20 protein-coding genes are annotated in these 22,390 nt (G+C 72.6%); 8 read left to right on the top strand and 12 right to left on the bottom strand.

All coding sequences use genetic code 11. From position 1 onward, the window contains the following. Both uraH and uraD read right to left on the bottom strand, forming a co-directional pair. Entirely contained in the window at positions 1-309 is a 309-nt protein-coding gene (gene uraH / locus FL583_RS18075; RefSeq protein ID WP_142705850.1) for a hydroxyisourate hydrolase, read from the bottom strand. Beyond that, positions 306-797, bottom strand: a complete 492-nt coding sequence (gene uraD / locus FL583_RS18070) for a 2-oxo-4-hydroxy-4-carboxy-5-ureidoimidazoline decarboxylase (RefSeq protein WP_240746738.1) — start codon at positions 795-797, stop codon at positions 306-308. Before uraD ends, uraH begins: the two co-directional genes overlap by 4 nt. Positions 798-940: 143 nt before the next feature. On the opposite strand from uraD, the gene FL583_RS18065 reads away from it, so the two are divergent. Together FL583_RS18065 and FL583_RS18060 are read left to right on the top strand one after the other, a co-directional pair. Next, positions 941-2,464: a helix-turn-helix domain-containing protein gene (locus FL583_RS18065; protein WP_142705848.1), complete on the top strand. Its 1,524-nt coding sequence runs from the start codon at positions 941-943 to the stop codon at positions 2,462-2,464. Positions 2,465-2,584: 120 nt separating this feature from the next. Continuing rightward, positions 2,585-2,878, top strand: coding sequence for a hypothetical protein (locus FL583_RS18060; protein ID WP_142705847.1), 294 nt, complete (start codon positions 2,585-2,587; stop codon positions 2,876-2,878). Here FL583_RS18060 and FL583_RS18055 read toward each other — a convergent pair. Together FL583_RS18055 and FL583_RS18050 are read right to left on the bottom strand one after the other, a co-directional pair. Next, entirely contained in the window at positions 2,865-5,537 is a 2,673-nt protein-coding gene (locus FL583_RS18055) for an AfsR/SARP family transcriptional regulator (protein ID WP_142705846.1), read from the bottom strand. The genes FL583_RS18060 and FL583_RS18055 overlap by 14 nt on opposite strands. Before the next feature lie 18 nt (positions 5,538-5,555). Beyond that, positions 5,556-6,041 carry a DinB family protein gene (locus tag FL583_RS18050; RefSeq protein ID WP_205752243.1) on the bottom strand — a complete coding sequence of 162 codons (486 nt, stop codon included), beginning with the start codon at positions 6,039-6,041 and terminating at the stop codon, positions 5,556-5,558. A gap of 120 nt (positions 6,042-6,161) precedes the next feature. On the opposite strand from FL583_RS18050, the gene FL583_RS18045 reads away from it, so the two are divergent. After that, entirely contained in the window at positions 6,162-6,434 is a 273-nt protein-coding gene (locus FL583_RS18045; protein ID WP_142705844.1) for a DUF4242 domain-containing protein, read from the top strand. Next, positions 6,431-8,170: a BTAD domain-containing putative transcriptional regulator gene (locus FL583_RS18040; protein ID WP_142705843.1), complete on the top strand. Its 1,740-nt coding sequence runs from the start codon at positions 6,431-6,433 to the stop codon at positions 8,168-8,170. The genes FL583_RS18045 and FL583_RS18040 overlap by 4 nt, the downstream gene beginning before the upstream one ends. Here the strand turns inward: FL583_RS18040 and alc are convergent. From alc to FL583_RS18010, 6 genes are all read right to left on the bottom strand, one after another. Then, the gene (gene alc, locus FL583_RS18035) at positions 8,154-9,128 is read right to left on the bottom strand and encodes an allantoicase (protein ID WP_142705842.1); all 975 of its coding nucleotides are present in this window, start codon (positions 9,126-9,128) and stop codon (positions 8,154-8,156) included. The genes FL583_RS18040 and alc overlap by 17 nt on opposite strands. Next, complete coding sequence (gene allB / locus FL583_RS18030; RefSeq protein WP_142705841.1) at positions 9,125-10,453, bottom strand: allantoinase AllB; 1,329 nt, start codon at positions 10,451-10,453, stop codon at positions 9,125-9,127. Before allB ends, alc begins: the two co-directional genes overlap by 4 nt. Positions 10,454-10,464: 11 nt before the next feature. After that, complete coding sequence (locus FL583_RS18025; protein ID WP_142705840.1) at positions 10,465-11,727, bottom strand: DUF6986 family protein; 1,263 nt, start codon at positions 11,725-11,727, stop codon at positions 10,465-10,467. Next, the gene (aceB, locus tag FL583_RS18020) at positions 11,728-13,296 is read right to left on the bottom strand and encodes a malate synthase A (protein ID WP_240746730.1); all 1,569 of its coding nucleotides are present in this window, start codon (positions 13,294-13,296) and stop codon (positions 11,728-11,730) included. Positions 13,297-13,411: 115 nt separating this feature from the next. Next, a complete protein-coding gene (locus FL583_RS18015; protein ID WP_142705838.1) occupies positions 13,412-13,957 on the bottom strand; it encodes a TetR/AcrR family transcriptional regulator in 546 nt (181 codons plus the stop codon). A 134-nt stretch (positions 13,958-14,091) separates the two neighbouring features. Further along, a complete protein-coding gene (locus FL583_RS18010; RefSeq protein ID WP_142705837.1) occupies positions 14,092-15,300 on the bottom strand; it encodes an acyl-CoA dehydrogenase family protein in 1,209 nt (402 codons plus the stop codon). Between the two features lie 134 nt (positions 15,301-15,434). Between FL583_RS18010 and FL583_RS18005 the strand changes: the two genes are divergently transcribed. Beyond that, entirely contained in the window at positions 15,435-16,037 is a 603-nt protein-coding gene (locus FL583_RS18005; RefSeq protein ID WP_142705998.1) for a TetR/AcrR family transcriptional regulator, read from the top strand. On the opposite strand, the gene FL583_RS18000 is transcribed toward FL583_RS18005, so the two are convergent. Both FL583_RS18000 and FL583_RS17995 read right to left on the bottom strand, forming a co-directional pair. Next, positions 16,009-16,833 carry a MaoC family dehydratase gene (locus tag FL583_RS18000; protein ID WP_142705836.1) on the bottom strand — a complete coding sequence of 275 codons (825 nt, stop codon included), beginning with the start codon at positions 16,831-16,833 and terminating at the stop codon, positions 16,009-16,011. The two genes, FL583_RS18005 and FL583_RS18000, sit on opposite strands and share 29 nt — an antisense overlap. Next, positions 16,833-18,167, bottom strand: a complete 1,335-nt coding sequence (locus FL583_RS17995; RefSeq protein ID WP_142705835.1) for a 3-oxoacyl-ACP reductase — start codon at positions 18,165-18,167, stop codon at positions 16,833-16,835. The genes FL583_RS18000 and FL583_RS17995 overlap by 1 nt, the downstream gene beginning before the upstream one ends. A gap of 33 nt (positions 18,168-18,200) precedes the next feature. On the opposite strand from FL583_RS17995, the gene FL583_RS17990 reads away from it, so the two are divergent. The 3 genes from FL583_RS17990 to FL583_RS17980 are packed head-to-tail and all read left to right on the top strand — an operon-like array spanning position 18,201 to position 22,318. After that, complete coding sequence (locus FL583_RS17990) at positions 18,201-19,454, top strand: acetyl-CoA C-acetyltransferase (protein WP_142705834.1); 1,254 nt, start codon at positions 18,201-18,203, stop codon at positions 19,452-19,454. Positions 19,455-19,487: 33 nt separating this feature from the next. Further along, positions 19,488-21,155, top strand: a complete 1,668-nt coding sequence (locus FL583_RS17985; RefSeq protein WP_142705833.1) for an alpha-amylase family protein — start codon at positions 19,488-19,490, stop codon at positions 21,153-21,155. Next, positions 21,152-22,318 (top strand): carboxylate-amine ligase, encoded by a 1,167-nt coding sequence (locus FL583_RS17980; protein WP_142705832.1) that lies wholly within the window; start codon positions 21,152-21,154, stop codon positions 22,316-22,318. Before FL583_RS17985 ends, FL583_RS17980 begins: the two co-directional genes overlap by 4 nt. The last annotated feature ends 72 nt before the right edge of the window (positions 22,319-22,390 follow it).

Genomic DNA, 22,390 nt, shown 5'->3' with positions numbered 1-22,390 from the left:
TCAGCTCCCGCGGTAGGTGGAGTAGGCGAACGGGGACAGCAGCAGCGGCACGTGATGGTGCGCCGAAGCGTCGGTGACCTCGAACGTCACGGTCACCGACGGATAGAACGCCGGCCGGTCGCCGAACCACTCGCGGGTCGCGAAGACCAGCCGGTGCTCGCCGACTTCCACTCCAGCCCCCCAGTCGCTGATCCGCCCGTCGGAATCGGTCGTCCGCGTCACTACCGACGACCCGAAGAACCACGACACGGCCAGCCCCACCGCCGGCCGGCCGGACACCGCATCGAGGACATGCGTCGAGAGGCTCATCCGAACAGCTTCGCCAGCCGCAGCCGGGTGATCGCCGCCAGCTCGTCCCGCACCACGTCCCGCTCGTGCGCCGGGTCGTTGTCGAGCCGGTCCTGCAGGATGCCGAGCAGCTCCTCGGCCGACTTCCCCGACGCGCACACCAGGTACACGTGCCCGAACCGCGCCTCGTAGGCCGCGTTCCCGTCGGCCAGCGCGGTCAGCACCTCCGCGTCCGCGTCGGCGACCCCGGCCTGCTCGCCCTGCGACCAGCGCTTCTCGGTGGAGACCGCGACCTTCGGACGGTCCCCGATCCGTGGGTGCGCGGCCAGCGCCTCCTCCACGTCGGCCCAGCTCAGGCCCTTGATCACCGGGTTTGACGCGTCGCTCAGCGCCGCCCGGTCGGCATACGGACGTCCGGCCACCACCGCCCGCGCCCACGCCGTGGAGGCGCAGCACGGATGGATCATCGCGGCAGCGGCGTCGGCATCGACCGCATTGAACGCGTCCACGCTGGTCAACGGTGCCCCCTCGGTATTTCGTACGCGTGTGGCGAACTTTGCCATCCGTGATTCCGGTGCGACAGGCGGGCTCACTCCAACCCGTGAGATTGCCGTGACCTCAACCTTGTACGTTCCTCCAAGGAGGTGCGACTGTGCTGCTCGGCGAGCTGCTCGACGCGGAGGACCTGCGGTTGCGCCCGCTGGTCCTGCCGCCGGGCGCCGACAGCCGCCCGATCGTCGACGTGTTCACCACCGACCTGCCCGAGCCCGGGCGGTACCTGTCCGGCGGCGAGCTGGTGCTGACCGGGCTCGTCTGGTGGGCCGGGGACGCCGGCGCGTTCGTCGATGCGCTGGCCGGGGCCGGGGCCACCGCGCTCGGAGCTGGTGAGGCGGCGCTCGGCGCGATCCCGGCCGAGCTGGTCGAGGAGTGCGAGCGGCGCGGGCTGCCGCTGTTCGAGGTCCCGGCGTCGGTGTCGTTCGCGGAGATCACCCGGCGGGTGCTGGCCGAGAACCGGCCGGCGCGGCCGGTCGGGCGGCGGCTGCTCGCCGTGCTGGCCGGCCGGGCCGGGCTGAACCGGCTGCTCGACGTCGCCTCGGCCGAGCTGGGAGCGCCGTGCGCGGTGCTCAGCCCGGTCACCGGCCTGATCGCCGGGCCGCCTCCGCCGTCCGCGGACGCGCTGGTCCGGGCGTTCCTGACCGCACCGCGACGGCCCGCGTCGGTCACCGTCGACGGCCGTCGGATCCGTCTGCTCCCGGCCGACGCGCCGGACCGGCACCGGACCGTCAGCTGGTTCGTCGCCTGCGAGGCCGACCCCGGTGATCCGGACGCGACCGCGCTCGCCGAGGAACTCGCCGGGCTCGTCGCGCTGGAGCGCGCCCGGGTCGACGCCGGGCACCGCGCCGAGCGCCGGCTCGCCGACCAGGTCCTGCGCGCCCTCACCGCCCAGGCGGACGCGACCGGAGAGCTCCTCCCGGCCTTGCGCATCGCCGGAATCGCCCCGGGGACGCCGACGACCGTCCTGGTCGGCCAGGGCGAACTGGGAGCCGCGCTGCTCGCCGAGATCCTGCGCACCGCGGTGCCGGATCCGGTGGTCGGCGTGCGGGGGAGCGAGGCGATCGCCGTCGTCCCGTCGCGGCCGACGCTCACGTCCCCCACCGCGCCGGAGGAGGCCGTCCGACCGGCGGATCGGCTGGCCGAGGCGGTCCGTTCCGGACTCCGGGCCGTCGGTCCCGGCCTCGGCGGGCTCCGGCTGCCGGTCGGGGTGAGCGGGACGGTTCCGGCCGGCCCCGCCCTGGTCGCCGCGCTGGAGGAGGCCCGGCACGCGGCCGGCCTGGCCGCGGCCCGCACCGAGCCGACCGCGGTCGTCACCGCCGACGAGGTCGACTCGCACATGCTGCTGCTCGGCAGCGTCCCGGACGAGGTCCGGCGGGCCTATCGCAACCGCGTGCTCGGCCCGGTACTCGCCTACGACGAGGCCCACGACGCCGAACTCGTCGCGACGCTGGTCGCGTTCCTGGCCCACGCCGGCTCCTGGAGCCGCTGCGCCGAAGAGCTGCACCTGCACGTGAACACGGTCCGCTACCGCATCGCCAAGGTCGAACAGCTGACCGGCCGGAACCTGGGCCGCCTCGACGACCGCGTCGACCTGTTCCTGGCCCTGCGGCTGAAAAGCTGAAGACTTCCTGAAGGGGACGAAACCTTCCCCGCGCTCCGTCGGCGACCTTATGTTCCGATTGCGTGGGCCCTTCGTCCGCCGGGCCGGCGCCGTAGCGGGGAGCGCGGACCGGGAGTCGCCATGTCTGGAACGAAGAGCATCCGAGCGGCCGTCGTGGCCGCCGCCGTCGCCGGGTTACTGGGGATGTCGGCCGCACCGGCACTGGCCGCGGTGCCCGCCCCGAACAAGTGGACCGACCCGCCCGCGCTGGTGCCGATCGCCGACACGACGTTCGGCGGGGTGAGCGTCCCGGCCGGCCTGGTGCCGATCGCGGGCAGCGGCTCGGCCGACTTCGTGCCGATCACCGGCGCACCGGTCTACGGCTTCGTCCCGATCGGGTCCGACGGCACGGCCCCCTCGGTCAGCCTGCTGTGAACGCGGCTCGGGCCAGGCCCGCCGCGCCCAGCAGGCCGTGGACCGCGCCCGAGCGTTCGGCGTACTGAAAACCGTCCACCGCACCGCACCTGGCCTCGATCGCCGCGCGCACCCGCACGTCGCGCGGCATCGGGGCCAGTTCGGCGTCGGCCCGGACCACGGTAGCGGCGCCCAGTAACGCGGCCGCCGGGAGAGCGTCCCGGCGCTCGGCGCAGCGGGCGGCCAGCACCTCGAGGTCGTGCGCGACGGCCCAGGCGTGCCCGACCTTCGCGTGCAGGTCGAACGCCTCGGTGACCAGCTCGACGGCGTCGGTGCGACGTCCGGCCCGGTCGGCGAGCACGGCCAGCAGCGTCGCCGACCGCGCGACCTGCTCGTCGGTGCCCTGGGCGCGGAACGTCCGGATGAGCGCGAGCAGCAGGGCGTCGGCCTCGTCGTTGCGGTTCTGGTCGACGAGGACCTCGGCGACGAGCAGCCGGGCGTCGGCGCGGCCCTCCTCGTCGCCCGCCTTCGCGAACGACCGCGCCGCGTCGCGGGCCCAGCGACGCGCGTTCGGCAGGTCGTCGTCCGCAAAGTGGTTGTACGCGACCGAGAGCGCGCAGCGCCCGATCGCGTACGGGTCCTTCAGCTCGACGGCGAGCTCCCAGGAGCGGGTGCCCGCGGAGCGGGCGCGGGCGAGATCGCCGAGCTCGTACGCGATGTCGGACGCGTGCTGGCAGGCGCGGACCATCCCGCTGCGGCTGCCCAGCCGTAACGCGGTGGCCCGGGCGTCGTCGGCGTAGTCCATCGCCTCGGGCAGCGAGACGTACGACGCGACGACGGCGGCCGCGAGCTGGACGCGGAGCACGAGGTCGTCCGGGGGAGCGGCCTGGGCGGCGGCGCGCAGGATCCGGCGGTACCAGTCGAGCCCGGCCTGCGGACGGTTCGCCCACCACCACCAGAGGTCGGCCGCGACCGGCAGCGCGAAGCCGAACCGGCCCTGGCGCAGGGCGCGGTCGAGTTCCTCGTCGAGGTCGGGGCGGGCGGCGTCGAGGCGGTCGCGCCAGCGGGTGCGGTCGGGTCCGCGCTGCGCGGCCGCCGCGGTGCGGGCCAGGTCGGCGAGGTAGTCGGCGCGACGATCGAGCGCGGTACGGCGCTGACGGTCGGTCAGCAGCGTGCGGCCGTGCTGACGCACCGGCGCGAGCAGTCGGAAGCGGCCGTTCTCGGCGGTCACCAGCGACGCGTCCACGAGGTTCTGGAGCAGGTCGAGGGCGTCGCGCGCCATGGCCTCGGCCGCCTCGGCCGGGAACGTGTCGACGAAGAGCGCGAGCCGCGCGAAGAGCGCGCGCTCGTCGGCCGAGAGCCGGCCGGTGGCCTCGGTCAGCGCGACCGCGAGCGAGCGGCCCTCGCCGCGGCGGGGACGCAGGAGCGCGAGCTGATCGGTGAGACGTTCGGCCAGCTCGGCCGGGGTGAGCACCGTGCCGCGGGCGGCGGCGAGCTCGAGCGAGAGCGGCAGCCCGTCGAGCGCCACGCAGACCGCTTCGAGATCGGCCGGGTCAGCCGGCGCCGCCGGGAGGCGGGCGCGGAACAGCTCCACCGCGTCGTCGAGCGGGAGCGGCCCCAGCCGCTGGACGTGCTCGCCGGACAGTCCCAGCGGGCGCGTGGTCGTGACGAGGATCCGGGCGTCGGGGTCGTCGCCGAGCAACGTCTCGCAGGCGGCGGCGACGGAGTCGGCCACCGGGTCGCAGTCGTCGAGCACCAGCACGGTGCGCCCGCCGAGGGTGGGCAAGGACGATTCGACCGCGGTGGCCGGACGGACCCGGACCGCGCGGAGGTCGCCGGCCAGCCGGTGGACGGCCTCGGCGGCCAGGCGGGACTTACCGACGCCGGGCGGGCCGGTCAGCGTCACCAGGCCGCCGGCCCGGAGCGCGGCGACCAGCGCGGACAGCTCGGCCTCACGCCCGACGAACCCGTTCCGGCCCTCCGGCCGGGGAACGGCCGCGATCGGCCCGTGCTCCGCGCGGGGGACGGGCTCCTCGACGGCCGCGATCGGCGCGGCCCGGTGCCGCGCCGCCAGCAACCTCGCGAGCCGCTCGTCCGCCGGATGCGCCCGGACCAGCTCGGTCAGCTCGTCGGCGAACCGGTCCGCCTCGCCGAGCACCAGCAGCGTCTCGAACCGGTCGCCGACCGCGAGCAGCCGAGCCGTCTGCATCCGAGCCCGGAAGGCCGTCCCCAGCGGGGTGCCGGCCGCGTCGGCCAGTGGCGGCCCACCCCACAGCGCCAACGCCTGCCCGAACAACTCCGCTGCGGCCCGGTGGTCACCGGCCCGGGCCGACCCCCGGGCCTGCGCGGTCAGCGCCTCGAACCGTAGCCAGTCCACCGAATCCGGACGCCCGGACAGCCGGTACCCGCCCGAGACCCGATCGAGCCGCAACGGACCGCCCGCCGACTCCAGCCCACGCCGGACCGCCGACACGTACACCTGCACGGCGTTGCGCGCCGAGGGCGGCGGCTCCCCGGCCCAGAGATCGCCGATCAGCGACTCGACCGACACGACCTGGTTCAGCCGCAGGCCCAGCGCGGCCAGCACCGCGCGGGCCTTCGCCCCACCGACCAGCACCTCGGTGCCGCGCGCACCGACCAGCCGCGCCGGGCCCAACAGCCGCAGGGCGATCGAGGTCACCCCTCAACAATTACCGTGTCAGCGGCCGGTGGAACCGTCGATCAGCTCGCGGGTGACGTCGGCGTGACCGGCGTGCCTGGCCGTCTCCTCGATCATGTGGACGATGACCCAGCGCAGCGACATCCGGTGGTTACGGTGCTCCTCGGCGCACGGGACGTCGAAATTCGGAGCCGTCTCGACCAGCCGGTCGGACTCCTTCCACGATTCGCGGTAGTCGTCGATCAGCTGGTCGACGCTCACCCCGGCGGCGACGTCCCAGCTGTGCCGGTCCCACCCGATGCCGGGCTCGCCCGCCCAGACGTGCCGGAACCAGTAGCGCTCGGACACCGTCAGGTGCTTGAGCAGCCCCGCCAGGCTCCACCCGGACGGCACCACCGGGCGCCGGGCTTCTTCCTCGGTGAGGTCTTCGACCTTGTGGATGATCGATTGCCGGAGATACGTGAGAAACGTGAGGAGGGTCGTACGTTCGTCACCGACGATGAAGGGAGCCCTGCGGTCCGTCATGCGATTCATTGTGGGGTGCAACCGGCCGGTGAATGGTGTGTTTCCCACAGGTGTCTCGCGGTCACACGAGTCGTCACACGGCGGCCGCCGATCCTTCCCGTACACACACGAGGAGGAACGATGCCTAAATTCGTCATCGAGCGAGAGATCCCGGGGTTGGGCGCGTCGTCGGCCGAGGAGCTGCGCGCGGTCTCGCAGAAGTCCCGCGCCGTGCTCGACGAGCTGAGCCCGCACGTGCAGTGGGTGCAGAGCTACGTCACCGACGACAAGATGTACTGCGTGTACCTCGCGGACGACGCCGAGATCGTGCGGGAGCACGCCCGGCGCGGCGGCTTCCCGGCCGACCGGGTGAATAGGGTCCGGACGACGATCGACCCGACGACGGCCGAGTGACGTTCGAGGTCCATCTCGTCGGCTCCCCGCGCGTTCTGCGCGACGGGGCGGTGCGGCCGGCGCCGCGCGGGCACAAGGTCTGGGGCCTGCTCGCGTATCTCCTGCTCCGGGAGGTGCCGGCCGCCCGGGCGCACGTCGCCGAGCTGCTGTTCCCGACCGCGGACGACCCGATGGCCGCGCTGCGCTGGAACCTCTCGGCGTTACGCCGGCTGGTGGGCGACCCGGCGGCCTTCCGCGGTGACCCGATCCGGCTGGGCTGGTCGTCGCCGCCGATCGTGGTGACGACCGGGCTGGACGCCGAGGGCGAGCTGCTCGGCTCGCTGCGGTTCGCCGGGTGCCCGGCGTTCGAGCTCTGGCTGGAGGCCCAGCGACGGCAGGCCCGGGGTGCGCGCGAGTCGCTGCTGCACGAGGCCGCCCTGCGCGCGCTGGCCCACGGCCGGGCCGACGAGAGCGCCGAGCTGGCCGGGCGGCTGGTGGGCCTGGCCCCGTACGACGAGAACTACCACGTGCTGCTGGTGCGGGCCCTGGCCGCGGGCGGCCACGGCGTCGACGCGGCCCGGCGCGCCGCCGCCTGCCGGACGTTGTTCCGCGACGAGCTGGGCGTCGAACCGGGGCCGGCGCTGGATGCGGCGATGGTGACTCGTCCGGCCGCGACCGCCACCGCCCCGGCGTCCGGCCGCCCGGCCGTGCAGGCCCTGATCGACGCGGGCGAGGCCGCGATCGGAGCCGGTGCCCTGGACGCCGGCCTGCAGTGCCTGCGCCGGGCCGTGACGGACGCGGAGGTGCTCGGCGACGGCCCGCTCACCGCGGCCGCCTACACCGCGCTCGGCACCGCGCTCGTCCACACCGCCCGGGGCAACGACGAGGAGGGAGCGGCCGCGCTGCACCGGGCCCTGGCCTGCGACGGGGCGTCGCCGGAGTCGCTCGCGACCGCGTACGTCGAGCTGGCCTACGTGGAGTTCCTCCGGGCCCGGTACGGCCGGGTCGAACCGTGGCTGGCCCGGGCCGAGTCGGTGCCGGCCGAGTCGCAGCGGGCCATCGCGCTGTCGGTGCGCGGTAGCACGCTCTCCGACACCGGCCGTTACGCCGACGCCTGCCGAGCGCTCGAGCAGGGCCTGGCCTGCGCCCGCGACGACCGCCGCCGGGCCTACCTGCTCTCGATGCTCGGACGCGTCTACCTGCTGCGCGGCGAGTTCGAGCGGGCCGGGCGGATGCTCGACGAGGCCCTGGCCCGGACTACCAGCGCCGGCTGGACGTCGTTCCTGCCCTGGCCGGAGGCCCTGCGCGCGGAGGCCGACCTCGGGCTCGGCGAGCTGAAGTCCGCGCGGTCCCGGGCCGAGCACGCGTTCGCGCTCGGCTGCCAGATCGGCGACCCGTGCTGGGAGGGCCTGGCCGCTCGCGTGCTGGGGCTCGTCCAGGCCGCCGAGGGTGACCCGGCCGGGGCCGTCGAGACGCTCCTGGACGCCCGCCGCCGGGCCGGACGCCTGCCCGATGCGTACGTCTGGGTCGAGGCCTACACGCTGGACGCCCTGGCCGCGGTGGGGGTGGCGGCCGGGCGTCCCGAGGTCGACGGCTGGATCGGCGAGCTGGCCGCGCTGGCCGGGCACAGCGGGATGACCGAGCTGGCCGTCCGGGCCGCCGTGCACCGCTCCCACCGGGGCGACCCGGCCGCTCTCGACGCCGCCCGGGCGCTGGCCGTCGACGTCGACAACCCGGCGCTCACGGCGCTGCTCTGACGCCCTCCCACCGGGCCACCAGCGCGTCCCAGGCGTCCGGGGTCAGGGACCCGAACGCACGGACCCGGGCCAGGCCGCCGTCCGGGAACACGTCGACGCGCAGGTGCGTCGTCGGGCGGGACGGGTCGGTCGCGAACCAGTGCGGGGTGTCGGGGAGCAGGGGCCGACGCTCCACCAGGTCGAACCAGGTGCCGTCGTGGACCCCCTGCACCCGCACCTCGCCCGGGGCGTTGCCGACGAAGTGCGTCGTGTCGACGACCAACTGCCGGACGTGCCCGGCCCCGGCCAGCCGGATCAGCAGCCAGTCGTTGCCCTCGCCGCGCCGACGGCGGGTCTCCCAGCCCTGACCCATCGTCTGGGCCAGGCCGGGCAGCAGCACGTTGTCGGCCGGCGAGTAGAAGCGGTTGCTGGAGTCCTCGACCCGTCCGCCGTTCTCCAGCGCGGCCAGGTCGAGCGTCAGGCCCTCGAGCCGGCGCGGGTCCGGCACCACCTCGCCGAGGACCCGCAGCCGGGCGACGCCCCCGTCGGGGGAGATGTTCAGCCGGACGTGGGTGACCAGCGGGCCGTCGGCGACGTCGAACGCGTTGGCGCTGTTGCCCTTCAGCGCCTCGCGCCCGGTCAGCGGAACCCAGCCGGTCGCGGTCGTGACGTCGGGGTAGCCGTCGACGTAGAGGCCCTCGAGCCAGCACTCCTCCGGGTAGTTGCCGGTGAAGTGCGCGGTGTCGACGACCACCTCGCGCACGATCCCCGGAGCACCCAGCCGGACGATCACCCAGTCGTGCCCGGGGCTCCGCCGTCGGCGCGTCTCCCAGCCGTCGTAGACCTGTCCCTTGTGGCCGAACGTGGCCGGCCGGAACAGCGGCGCGTCCGGCCGGATCAGGTTCTCCTTCTCCGCGAACGTCTCGTCGTTGGCCGCGACGACGGCGCCACCGAAGGCCCGCGCGGCCAGGTCGATCATGCGTTCCCCCTGGTCAGCAGCCGGCCGGTCGGCTGCCCGGACGCCCGCGCCCCGCGCAGCCAGGTCTCGCGCACCACGCCCGCCAGCGGCCGGAACGCGTACGGCGTCACCGGGTGGCGGTGGTGCAGCTGAGCCGGATCGATCACTCGTCCGGCGTCCGGCTCGAAGACGGCGAAGTCGGCGTCGTAGCCGAGCGCGATCCGGCCCTTGTGCCGGAGGCCGGCGATCTCGGCCGGCCGGCCGGACATCCACCGGGAGACGTCGGCCAGCGTGAAGCCGCGGGTCCGCGCCTCCGACCAGATCGCCGACAGGCCGACCTCGACCGACGCGATCCCACCCCAGGCGACGCCGAAGTCGCCGATGTCGAACCGCTTCAGGTCCGGGGTGCAGGGGGAGTGGTCGGAGACGATGCAGTCGATCACGCCGTCCCGCAGGCCCTGCCAGAGCAACTCGCGGTTGCTCGCCTCCCGGATCGGTGGGCAGCACTTGTACTGCGTCGCCCCGTCGGGCACCGCTTCCGCGGTGAAGCTGAGGTAGTGCGGACAGGTCTCCGCCGTGATGCGGACGCCGTCCCGGCGGGCGCTCGCGATCATCGGCAGAGCGTCCGAACTGGACAGATGCAGGATGTGGACGCGGGCCCCGGTCCACCGGGCGAGCTCGATGACCTGCGCGATCGCCACGTTCTCGGCGCCCCGGGGCCGCGAAGCGAGGAAATCCGAGTACCGCTCGCCGTGCGCGGTGGGGGCGCGGTCGATGGCCTGCGAGTCCTCGGCGTGCACGATCAGCAGCGCGTCGTAGCTGTGCAGGGCCTGCAGCGCCCGCTCCAGCTCGGCCGGCTCCACCGGCGGGAACTCGTCGACGCCGGAGTGCAGCAGGAAGCACTTGAAGCCGAAGACGCCGTGGTCGTGCAGGCCACGCAGCTCCTGGAGGTTCCCGGGCACCACCCCGCCCCAGAACCCGACGTCGCAGTGGACCTGGCCCTCGGCGGTCTTGCGCTTGAGGTCCAGGGCCGGAACGTCGGTGGTGGGCGGGATGCTGTTCAGCGGCATGTCGATGATCGTCGTGACGCCGCCGGCGATCGCGGCTCTGGTCGCGGTCGCGAAGCCCTCCCACTCGGTGCGGCCGGGCTCGTTGACGTGCACGTGCGTGTCGACGACGCCGGGCATCAGCACGTGCTCGTCGGGGAGGGTCAGGTCCTCGGCGGCGGGCAGGTCGGCGTCGAACGGCTCGATCGCGACGATCTTGCCGTCGGCGACGCCGATCGCCCGATCGATCTCGCCGGTCGCGGTCACTACCCGCCGGGCGCGGATCACCACATCCACCATCGCGGCCACCTTTACGATCTCGGGCGGGACAGGCGTCGCAACAGTGGGACGTCGAGGGGAACTTCCTCTTCGGTGAGGGCACCGCAGTCGAGGCCGCGGAGGATCACGGTCGCCAGCGCCCGGGCCGTGGCCGGCTCGTCGACGACACCGGCCTGGGACGACGTGCGGGCCAGGTAGGTGGTGAGACGCGCGGTCGCGGCCGGCAGCGCGTCCCGGAAGAACACGTAGGTGGCCAGGTACCGGGTGACCAGGTGGCCGGGGTGCATGTCCCAGCCCTGGTAGTAGGCCCGCTCCAGCGAGCGGCGGACCAGCCGGGCGTGGTTCGCCCAGGCGGTGTGAACCTCCGCCGTGTCGCCGGTGGGCATCACGTTGGTCGACCCGTCGACCGCGGGTACCCCGGCCTGCACCGCGGCCAGCAGCATCACGGCCTTGGCGTGGTCGGCGACCGGGTGGTCGAGGGCCTGGAACGCGGCCGCGACGCCGAGCGCGGCGCTGTAGTCGTAGGTGCCGTAGTGGACGCCCGCGCAGCGGTCTTTCGCGGCCGCCACGAGCTGCGACACCGTGGCCAGGCCGGACGTCGACTGGATCGCGCTCGGCAGCTCGATCTGCAGCTCGAGGCCGAGCGTGCCCGCGGTGAGCCGGTGCTCGTCCTCGATCGCGTCGAGGACGCGGAGCGCGGCCTCCACCTGCGCCACCGACGTGACCTTCGGCAGCGTCACGACGAAGTTGTTGGCCAGCACCGGGGGCAGCTCGGGGCCGTCGGGCAGGTTCTGGGTCAGCGCCCCGGCGAACAGGTTCAGCGTCCGGACCCCGCGCCGCCGGTCGCGCTGCTCCATCGACTTGATCCGCAGCCCGAGCGTGAACGGCGCCCCGGACCGGCCGATCAGCGCGGCCGCGGCCTGCCCGGCCTTCTGCGCGTCGGCGTCCTCGTCGGCGTCGGGACGGTAGCCGTACCCGTCCTCGAAGTCGACCCGCAGGTCCTCGATCGGCTCGGTCGCGAGCTTCACCCGGACGCGCGGCAGCGCGCTGTGCACGGCCTCGACCGGCAGCCCGGTGGCCTTGGCCAGGTGATCGGCGAACGGCGCGTGCTGGTCGAGCAGCTCCAGCGCCTCGGCGCCCCAGCGCGACGGCAGCCCGGCCGAGAACTGGTCGGCCGGCACGTAGACCGTGTGCACCGGCTGGCGGCCTCGCGGCGGCTTCTCGTGCTGGGCTTTCAGCGTCTCGTCGGTCTCGGCGAGTTCGGCGTCGAGTTCGTTCAGCAGGTCGTCGAGCATCTACCGCACCAGCGCGTACGCGGGCAGCGTGAGGAAATCGACGAAGTCGTCGGCCAGCGCGACCTGCTCGAACAGCGTCCGGGCCTGGTCGTAGCCGTCACCGAGCTTCCCGACCTCCTCGTCGAGGATCCGCCGGACCAGCGTCTTGGTGACCGGCTCGCCGGTGTCGGCGAGGATCGTGCCCTGGTTGATCCACTGCCAGATCTGCGAGCGGGAGATCTCCGCGGTGGCCGCGTCCTCCATCAGGTTGTTGATCGCGACCGCGCCGAGCCCGCCGATCCACGCCTTCAGGTACTGCAGCGCGACCGACACGTTCGCCCGCACGCCGTCCTCGGTGACGTCGCCCGGCGTGTTCGCGACGTCGAGCAGGTCGCTCGCGGCCACGTCGACGTCCGGGCGGAGGCGGTCGAGTTGGTTGGGCTTGTCGCCGAGCACCGCGTCGAACGCGTCCCGGCAGACCGGGACGAGGTCGGGGTGGGCGACCCAGGAGCCGTCGAAGCCGTCGTTGGCCTCGCGCTCCTTGTCGGCCTTGACCTGCTCGAGCGCCTTCGCGTTGACCTCGGGGTCGCGGCGGCTCGGGATGAACGCGGCCATGCCGCCCATCGCGAACGCACCGCGCCGGTGGCAGGTCGCGACCAGCAGCTCGGTGTAGGCCCGCATGAACGGGGCGGTCATCGTCACCTTGGCCCGGTCCGGCAGGACGAACTCCGGGCCCGCGTCGCGGAAGTTCTTGATGACGCTGAACAGGTAGTCCCAGCGGCCGGCGTTCAGGCCGGAGGCGTGCTCGCGCAGCTCGTAGAGGATCTCTTCCATCTCGAACGCGGCGGTGATCGTCTCGATCAGGACCGTGGCCCTGATCACCTGATTTAGCCCGAGGGCCTGCTCGGCGTGGGTGAAGACGTCGTTCCAGAGCCGGGCCTCGAGGTGGCTCTCGGTCTTCGGCAGGTAGAAGTACGGGCCGCTGCCGCGGTTCAGCAGCTCCCGCGCGTTGTGGAAGAAGTAGAGCCCGAAGTCGACGAGCGCGCCGGCGATCGGCTCGCCGTCGACCGTGATGTGCTCCTCGTCCAGGTGCCAGCCGCGGGGGCGGGTGACGACGACCGCGAGGTTCTCGCCCAGCTGGTACTGCTTGCCGTTGCTCTCGAAGCTGAGCGCCCGGCGGGTGGCCCGGTACAGCGAGACCTGGCCGCCGACGACGTTGTCCCAGTGCGGGGTGTTGGCGTCCTCGAGGTCGGCCAGCCAGACCTTCGCGCCCGAGTTGAGCGCGTTGATCGTCATCTTCGGATCGGTCGGGCCGGTGATCTCGACCCGCCGGTCCTGCAGGTCGGCCGGGGCGTCCGCGACCCGCCAGTCCGGGTCGTCGCGGACCGGCGCGGTCTCGGCCAGGAAGTCGAGCTTGCCGGTGCGGGCGATCTCGGCCCGGCGCTCCTGGCGGCGGGCCAGCAGCTCTCTGCGGCGCGCTCCGAACGTGCGGTGCAGGTCGGCGAGGAAGCCCAGCGCTTCGGGCGAGAGGATGATGTCGGCGCCGTCGACCGTGGTCGGGGTCGTGTTCACACCACTCGTGCCAGCCACGCTGTGCCTCCTTGGTTCCACGTGCGTACCACCGTAGGTGGGGTGTACCCCCGGCTGACAAGGTACGAGCGAGATATATCCGGCTACTCGTCGTGGGTTCCGCTTGGAGGAACGTCTAGGGGTGGCGGAGGCCATGGTCGAGGGTGCGGGCCCAGGGGGCGTCGACCTCGGGTGCGCCCATCGTGACGACGATCGCGCAGAGCGCGCCGTTGGCGAAGAACGCCTGGACGGCCTTCTCGTCGGCGCCGGAGGCTTCCCGGGCGTAGGCGACGAGCGTGGCGTAGCCGGCGCGGACCGCGTCCTTGATCTCGGGGACGCTGACCGCGGCGCACTGGGCGTGCATTTGGAGCAGGAGGAGGTCCTGGTCGGCGATCAGCTCGGCGTAGGCGCCGCCGATCGCGTAGAGGACCGCGTCGGGGGTGTCGCCGACCGTGCCGCGCTCGAAGCTGTCGAGGATGCGCTCGAAGCACCGCCCGACGACCGCGGCGAACAGCGTCTGCTTGTCGGGGAAGAGCCGGTACAGGTAGGCCTGCGAGATACCGGCGGCCTTGGCGACCTCCACGGTCGTCGTGCCGAAGTACCCCTTGGCCGCGAACGCGCTGATCGCGGTCGTCAGCACGGATTCCCGGCGATCGGCAGCGGTGGAGAGCAGACGAACCATATGAGTAGTCAACCACACTCTCGGGATCGCGGGCTGAACGACGACGTCCAGCCGTCGGCTCCTCTGCTCCGCAAGCTTCGCCGGAAAGGTCGCCCGGCCGCGTGTTTCCCACCTCCCGGAGGCAGGGCGCGACTTCAGCGGATCCGCGCCCCCGAGATGGCTCGGGCGATGACCAGGCGCTGGATCTCCGACGTGCCCTCGAAGATCGTGTAGATCTTCGAGTCGCGGTACATGCGCTCGACCGGGTGCTCGCGGCTGTAGCCGGCGCCACCGAGGATCTGCACCGCCCGCTCCGACGCCCAGACCGCCACCTCGCCGGCCTTGAGCTTCGACATCGACCCCTCGCCGGCGCCGAACTCCTTGCCGGTGCGCCCCATCCAGGCCGCCCGCCACACCAGCAGCCGGGCCGCGTCGATCTCCATCTTCATGTCGGCCAGCGCGAACGCGACCGCCTGGTTCTCGATGATCGGACGACCCCAGGTCTCCCGGCCCTTGGCGTACTCGAGCGCGTACTCGTACGCGGCCCTGGCGATCCCGATCGCCTGCGCGCCGACGGTCGGGCGGCTCACCTCGAACGTCCGCAGCGCGGCCTGGCCCTTGCTGCTCCGGCCCTCGCGCGCCCGGGCCAGCCTCTCGTCGAATTTCTCCTTCTCGCCGAGCAGGCAACTGCCCGGGATCCGGACGTCGTCCAGGAACAGGTCCGCGGTGTGCGACGCCTTGAGCCCGAGCTTCTTGACCTTGCGCGCGGTGGTGAGCCCCTTCGTCCCCGGCGGGATGATGAACCCGGCCTGCCCGCGAGACCCGAGCGACGGGTCGACCGACGCGACGACGACGTGGACGTTCGCGATGCCGCCGTTCGTGATCCAGGCCTTCGAGCCGTTCAGCACCCACTCGTCGGTGGCCTCGTCGTACCGGGCCCGCGTCTTCATCCCGGAGACGTCGGAGCCGGCCTCGGCCTCGGACACCGCGAACGCGCCGAGCTTCGGTTCGGACTCGTCGCCGAAGCACTGCGGCACCCACTCGGCCAGCTGGTCCGGCGTCCCGGAGGCGAAGATCCCGGCGACGCACAGCGTGGTGCCGAAGATCGACATCGCGATGCCGGCGTCACCCCAGAACAGCTCCTCGTTGACGATCGGCAGCGAGAGCCCGGACTCGTCGGCCCACCAGGTCGCCAGCGACTCGAAGCCGTAGAGCCCGATCTTCGCGGCCTCCTGGATCACCGGCCAGGGCGTCTCCTCGCGCTCGTCCCACTCGTGACCGGCCGGTCGCACGACGTCCTTCGCGAACCCGTGCACCCATTCCCGGAGATCTTCTTGCTCTTCAGACAGGTCAAGGCTGAACATCGCGTCCTCGTCGTGAGCGGGTGAGGCCTACTGGGTAGTAAACTTACTCGCCAGTAGATTACTGATGAGATAGGTAGGCTGCAAGCGTGAGCGGCCCCTCCAGACGCCTTCCGCGGCGCGTCCGAGAACAGCAGATGCTGGATGCCGCCACCGCCGTGTTCTCCGAGCGTGGCTTCCACGCCGCGTCGATGGACGAGATCGCGGAGCGGGCCGGAATTTCGAAGCCGATGGTCTACCTGTACCTCGGCTCGAAGGGGGAACTGTTCAGCGCGTGCATCCGCCGGGCCGGCGATCAGCTCACCGAGGCGATCAGCGCGGCCGCGGACCCGTCGCTCCCGCCCGAGCAGCAGCTCTGGTCGGCAGTGCAGGCGTTCTTCCAGTTCGTCGCCGAGCACCGCGACGCCTGGGCGGTGATGTTCCGGCAGGCCCGGGGCGAGGGTGAGTTCGCCGGCGAGGTCGCGTCGATCCGGCGCCTGGTCGTCGACAACGTCGCCGACCTGTTCGCGCGGGCGATCCACTCCAGCGGCTCGCCCGACCCGGGCCCGGACGAGCTGCGGGCGCTGGCCCACGCGCTCGTCGGTACCGGGGAGGCGATGGCCGAGTGGCTGCTCGATCACCCGGCCGAGGAGCCCGAGACCGCGGCCACCCGCCTGATGAACGTGCTCTGGATGGGGCTCGGCAGCCTGGTCCGGGGCGAGGTCTGGCGTACTACGACGGCGGTTCCACCCGTCCGGTGAGGTGCGGGCGTCCTCCGGACGCCACCGACAGGTCCCACCCGCCGTCCCGCTCCCGCGCTCCGAAGTCGACGGTCGACGGGAGGAGCAGCGGCTTTCCGAACTGGACGACGACCCGGTAGGCGTCGGGGATGCGGCCGCCGAGTGCGGCCAGGCAGCGCGCCTCGACCCACATGCCGTGCGCGATGGCCCGCGGGAACCCGAACATCCTCGCGGTGAGCGGGTGCAGGTGGATCGGGTTCCGGTCGCCGGAGGCCGCCGCGTAGGCGCGCCCGATTCCGGCCGGTACCCGCCAGACCGCGGTGGGCGGGAGCACCTCGTCGTCCGGCCGGGTCCCGGTCGAGCCGCCCGAGCCTCGGCGGAGGTAGGTGGCCGTGCTGTGCCAGACCGGCTCGTCGCCGACGAACGCGCTGGTGACGATGTCGAACTGGCGGCCCCGGCGGTGGGGGCGGAGGTTCTCGGCGTGGACCTCGAAGCTCAGCGCCTCAGTGGTACCGACCGGCCGCGACTGGGTGATCGTGTTGGCGACGTGGACGATCCCCGGCAGCGGAAACGGGAACCCGGGCTCCGACATCAGCGCGATCGCCAGCGGGAACGCCAGCACCTGCGGATACGTGCCGGGCAGCACCGACGACAGCCCGAACCCGCACACCCGCGCGTAGTCCGCGAGCCGCTCGGGGTCGATCGCGACCTCGCGCAGCGCCACCCCCGAATCCGGCAGCTCGCCGCCGGAAGCCCGCCGGAACAGCGCCCTGGGGTACAGCACGGCCAGATTCGGCGCCCGGTCGAGCGTCCGCATCAGGCCCCCAGGAGAGACTGGCCGCAGACGCGGACGACGTTGCCGTTGAGGCCGGCCGACGCGGGCGACGCGAACCAGGCGATCGTCTCGGCGACGTCGACCGGCCGGCCGCCCTGGGTCATGCTGTTCATCCGGCGCCCGGCCTCCCGGATCACCAACGGGATCGCCGCGGTCATCTGCGTCTCGATGAACCCCGGCGCGACCGCGTTGATCGTGCCGCCGCGCGAAGCCAGGGACGGCGCCAGCGACTGCACCATGCCGATCACCCCGGCCTTGCTGGTCGCGTAGTTCGTCTGCCCCGGGTTCCCGGCGATCCCGGCCATCGAGGACGTCGCGACGATGCGGCCGCCGGGCCGCAGCAGGTTCGCTCCGAGGAGCACGTCGTTGATGCGCTCCTCGCTGCTCAAGTTGACGTCGAGGACGAGGTCCCAGCGGGCCGCGTCCATCCGGCCGAGCGTGCGGTCCCGGGTGACGCCCGCGTTGTGCACGAACACGTCGACACCGTCCGGGAGGTGCTCGGCGAGCGTCCGCGGAGCGTCCTCGGCCGTGACGTCCAGAGTGAGGGTGGAGCCGTTCGCCCGGCCCGCGACCTCGGCCAGCGACGAGCCGGCCGACGGAACGTCGATACAGACGACGTGGGCGCCGTCGCGGGCGAGCACGTCGACGATGGCCTCGCCGATCCCGCGCGCGGCGCCGGTGACGACCGCGATCTTCCCGGCGAGCGGGCGCTGCCAGTCGTCCACCGGAGGGACGGAAGCCGTACCGACGCGGATCACCTGACCGGAGACGTAGGCCGACCGCCCGGAGAGGAGGAACCGGAGCGTGGACTCGACGCCGTCCTCAGCCCCCGGAGCGACGTAGACGAGCTGGGTCGTGACGCCGCGCTTGATCTCCTTGCCGGTCGACCGGGTGAAGCCCTCCAGCGCGCGCTGGGCGGTGGCCTCGCGGGTCTCGGCGCAGTCCTCCGGCGGGGTGCCGAGCACGATGATCCGGCCGTTGGGGGCGACCGAGCGGACCCGAGGGCCGAAGAACTCGAACAGCGCGTGCAGGTCCTCGCTGCGGGTGACGCCGGTCGCGTCGAAGATCATCGCGTGCGGGCGCGGGCTGTCCGGACGAGGCTCGGACCGCGGGCCGTGGACGGTCACGCCGGCGGTGGTCAGGAGCGGGCCGATCACCTTGGCCAGGCGGCCGGTGCCCCCCACCACCACCGGGCCGGGCGCGATCGGGTCGCCGGGGTGGTAGCGGCGGAGCGTCGGGGGCTGCGGGAGCCCGACCCGGCGGGCGACGAACCGGCCCGGGGACGAGGTGACGAGCTGCTGGTAGCGATCGCGCATGGCCGCTACCTTACTAGCCGGTAAGATAGCGCCATGAGCATTCAGCGGGTTGGTGTGATCGGCGGCAACCGGATTCCGTTCGCGCGGCAGTTCGGGCCGTACGCGCGGGCGTCCAACCAGGACATGCTGACGGCCGCGCTGTCCGGGCTGGTCTCCCGTTTCGGGCTGGCCGGCGAGACGCTGGGGGAGGTCGTCGCCGGAGCGGTCGTGAAGCACAGCCGGGACTTCAACCTGACCCGCGAGACCGTGCTGGGCACCGCGCTCGACCCGCGGACGCCCGCCTACGACCTCCAGCAGGCCTGTGGAACGGGTCTGGAGGCGGCGATCCTGGTCGCGAACAAGATCGCGCTCGGGCAGATCGAGTGGGGGATCGCCGGTGGGGTCGACACCGCCAGCGATGCGCCGCTGGTGCTGAACGAGGGGCTCCGGCAGACGCTGCTGGCGTTCAACCGCGCGCGGTCGCTCGGCGAGCGGCTGGCGCTGCTGACCCGGCTGCGGCCGGGGTTCCTGGTGCCGGAGATCCCGCGGAACGCCGAGCCGCGCACCGGGCTGTCGATGGGGGAGCACGCCGCTCTGACCGCCGCGGCCTGGGAGATCGCCCGCGCCGACCAGGACGCGCTGGCCGCGGCCAGCCACCGCAACCTGGCCGCCGCCTACGACCGCGGCTTCTTCGACGACCTGATCACGCCGTATCTCGGGGTCGAGCGCGACCAGAACCTGCGGCCGAACTCGTCCGAGGAGAAGCTCGCGACGCTGAAGCCGGTGTTCGGCGACACGATGACCGCGGGCAACTCGACGCCGCTGACCGACGGGGCGTCGGCCGTGCTGCTGGCGTCGGAGTCGCAGGCCGCGGCCCGGAACCTCCCTGTGCAGGCCTGGTTCACCCACTGCGAGACCGCCGCCGTCGATTACGTCCACGGCGACGAGGGCCTGCTCATGGCGCCGGCCTACGCGGTCCCGCGGATGCTGGCCCGCGCCGGCCTCACGCTGCAGGATTTCGACTTCTACGAGATCCACGAGGCGTTCGCGTCCCAGGTGTTGGCGACGTTGAAGGCCTGGGAGGACCCGACGTTCGCCAAGCAGTTCGACGCTCCGCTGGGCGCCATCGACCGGACGAAGCTGAACGTGAACGGCTCGTCGCTGGCCGCGGGTCACCCGTTCGCGGCCACCGGAGGCCGAATCGTCGCCACGGCGGCCAAGCTCCTGGCCGAACGGGGCCGCGGCCGAGCGCTCATCAGCATCTGCGCCGCCGGCGGCCTAGGCGTCACGGCGATCCTCGAGCGCTGATTGGGCTCGGACGTACCGGGGCATGGACGGACCATGCCCGAGCACTGGTACCGCGAAGCGGTCGTCTACTGCTGTGACGTCGAGACGTTCCAAGACTCCAACGGCGACGGGGTGGGCGACTTCCCCGGCCTGATCAGCCGTCTCGACTACCTCGCGCGCCTCGGCATCACGTGCCTGTGGCTCAACCCGATCCACCCCACCCCCAACCGCGACGACGGCTACGACGTGGCCGACTTCTACGCGGTCGACCCCCGCCTCGGGACGCTCGGCGACTTCGCCGAACTGCTCCACGAGGCCGGCAACCGGGGCATCCGGGTCATCATCGACCTGGTCGTGAACCACACCTCGAACCAGCACCCGTGGTTTCAGAGCGCCCGCAAGAGCGAAGACTCGCCCTACCGCGACTGGTACATCTGGTCCTCCGAAGAGCCGAAGGACCGCCACGAAGGCATGGTCTTCCCCGGCGAACAGAAAGAGACCTGGACCTACGACCGCACCGCCAAGGCCTGGTACTACCACCGCTTCTACGACTTCATGCCGGACCTCAACACCGCGAACCCCGAGGTCAAGGACGAGATCAAGCGGATAGCGGCGTTCTGGGTCCAGCTCGGCGTCGCGGGGTTCCGGATGGACGCGGCCCCGTTCGTCATCGAGGCCAGGCCCAACGAGACCAAGGACTTCACGTTCCTCACCGACCTCCGCTCGCACCTGCAGTGGCGCCGGGGCGACGCGGTGATCCTGGCCGAGGCGAACGTCGGTCCGGACGAGGTCGGCCAGTACTTCGGCGACGAGGGCGGCTCGGCCAACCGCCTGCACATGCTGTTCGACTTCGCGCTCAACGCCCGCCTGATGCTCGCGCTGGCCCGTCAGGACTCCGAGCCGGTCGTGGACGCGCTGCGCGACACCCCGAAGCTGCCCGAGGCGGCCCAGTGGGCCACGTTCCTGCGTAACCACGACGAGGTCGACCTCTCCAAGCTCACCGCCGAGCAGCGCGCCGACGTGTTCGCCGCGTTCGGTCCGGAGAAGGACATGCAGCTGTACGACCGCGGTATCCGGCGTCGGATGGCGTCGATGCTCGGCGGGGACCGGCGCCGGATCGAGCTCGCGTACGCGATGCAGTTCTCGCTCCGCGGGACGCCGGTCATCCGCTACGGCGAGGAGCTCGGCATGGGTGAGGACCTCTCGCTCACCGGCCGCGACGCGATCCGCACCCCGATGCAGTGGACGCCGGGCGTCAACGCCGGCTTCTCGACGGGCCAGGACCTGGTCCGGCCCGTCATCAAGGACGGCCTGGAGACCACGAACGTCATCGTCCAACAGCAGAACCCGCGCTCGCTGCTGAGCTGGTTCGAACGCATGATCCGGACGCTCCGCCAGTGCCCGGAGGTCGGCCTCGGCGAGTGCAGCGTCGTCGACGTGCCGAAGCCCCGCCACGTTCTCGCGCACCAGGCCGACCAGCCCGATCGCGGGAAGATGGTGTTCCTCCACAACCTCGCTGATGAGGAAGTGACGGTTGATCTGTCGGCACTAGGGAATGCAGGTAACGATCCGTACGAATTACTCGCAGACAAGGACTATCCGCCCGTGGACGCATCACTGAGCAAGATCTCGCTCGGCGGATACGGCTACCGCTGGATCCGGCTGCGAGACAGCCAGGGACGCCACACCGGCGGCCAGAGCACGCGTGGAGGCTTGGCATGATCGGCGACACCGCACGGGTCTCGCAGCCCGCGGAGCCCGAGGAGTACCACAGTACGGTCGGCGCCACGATCGGCGTCGAAGAGGAGTTCCACGTCCTCGACCCGAACACCGGCGACCTGGTGCCGGAGGCGCTCGCGCTGCTGCGCGGCGGCCCGCACGACGGTGAGCACGACCCCGAGGCCGAGCTGCTCCGGTCGGCGATCGAGACCGCGACCCCGGTCTGCACCACGCTGGACCAGATCCGGTCCGAGGTGCTGATGAGCCGCCGGGCGCTGATCAAGGCGGCCTCCGAGCACGACCTCGCGGTCGCGACCTCGGGCACGGTGCCGGCCTCGGGCGTCAAGCCGATGGGCGTGTACCCCAAGGAGCGCTACCGCGCGATGGCCGCCGAGTACCAGCAGCTCGTCCGCGAGCAGGCGGTCTGCGCGTTCCAGGTGCAGGTCGGCGTCCCGGATCGCGACCTCGCGGTAGCGGTCGTCGGCCGGATCCAGCCCTGGCTGCCGATCCTGCTCGCGCTGTCGGCCAGCTCGCCGTTCTTCGGTGACACCGACACCGGGTACGCGTCCTACCGGACGATCGTCTGGTCCCGCTGGCCCACCGCGGGCCCGGTCCACGGCTTCAGCTCCGCGGCCGAGTACGACGAGACGGTCCGGACGCTCATCGACTCCGGGATCATCAAGGACCCCGGGATGGTCTACTTCGATGCCCGCCCGTCGGCGCGGTACCCCACCGTCGAGCTGCGGATCACCGACGGGTGCCCGCGGGTGGACGACGTCGTGCTGCTCACCGGGCTCGGCCGGGCGCTGGTGGTCACCGCGGCGAACGAGATCGAGCGCGGAGAGGCCAGGGAACCCCATCGACCGGAGATCCTGCGCGCGGCGAACTGGCGGGCCGCCCGATCGGGCCTCAGCGGCGAACTGCTGAGCCCGCACACCACCGAGGCGATCCCGGCCCCGGACGCGATCCGCCAGCTGCTCGACCACGTCGGACCGGCGCTGGACGCCAACGGTGACACGGCCACGGTCGAGGCGCTCCTGGCCGACCTGGTGCAGCGCGGTACGTCGGCGGATCGGCAGCGGGAGGCCCTCGGAAAACGGGGCTCGCTGAGCGACGTCGCTACTCTGCTGATCGACGAGACGCGGAGTGGCGTCGACGAATTGTAGAAACCACTGGGGTTTGTGCGTCGCATGCCAATTCCCCGGTCAACTGACCGATGTGGTCGGTAAGGTGAGCTC

The organism is Cryptosporangium phraense, from assembly GCF_006912135.1.
Taxonomy (GTDB): Bacteria; Actinomycetota; Actinomycetes; order Mycobacteriales; family Cryptosporangiaceae; genus Cryptosporangium; species Cryptosporangium phraense.
The sequence above is the reverse complement of the archived record's forward strand: the minus strand, read 5'-3'. Positions and strand labels throughout refer to the sequence as shown.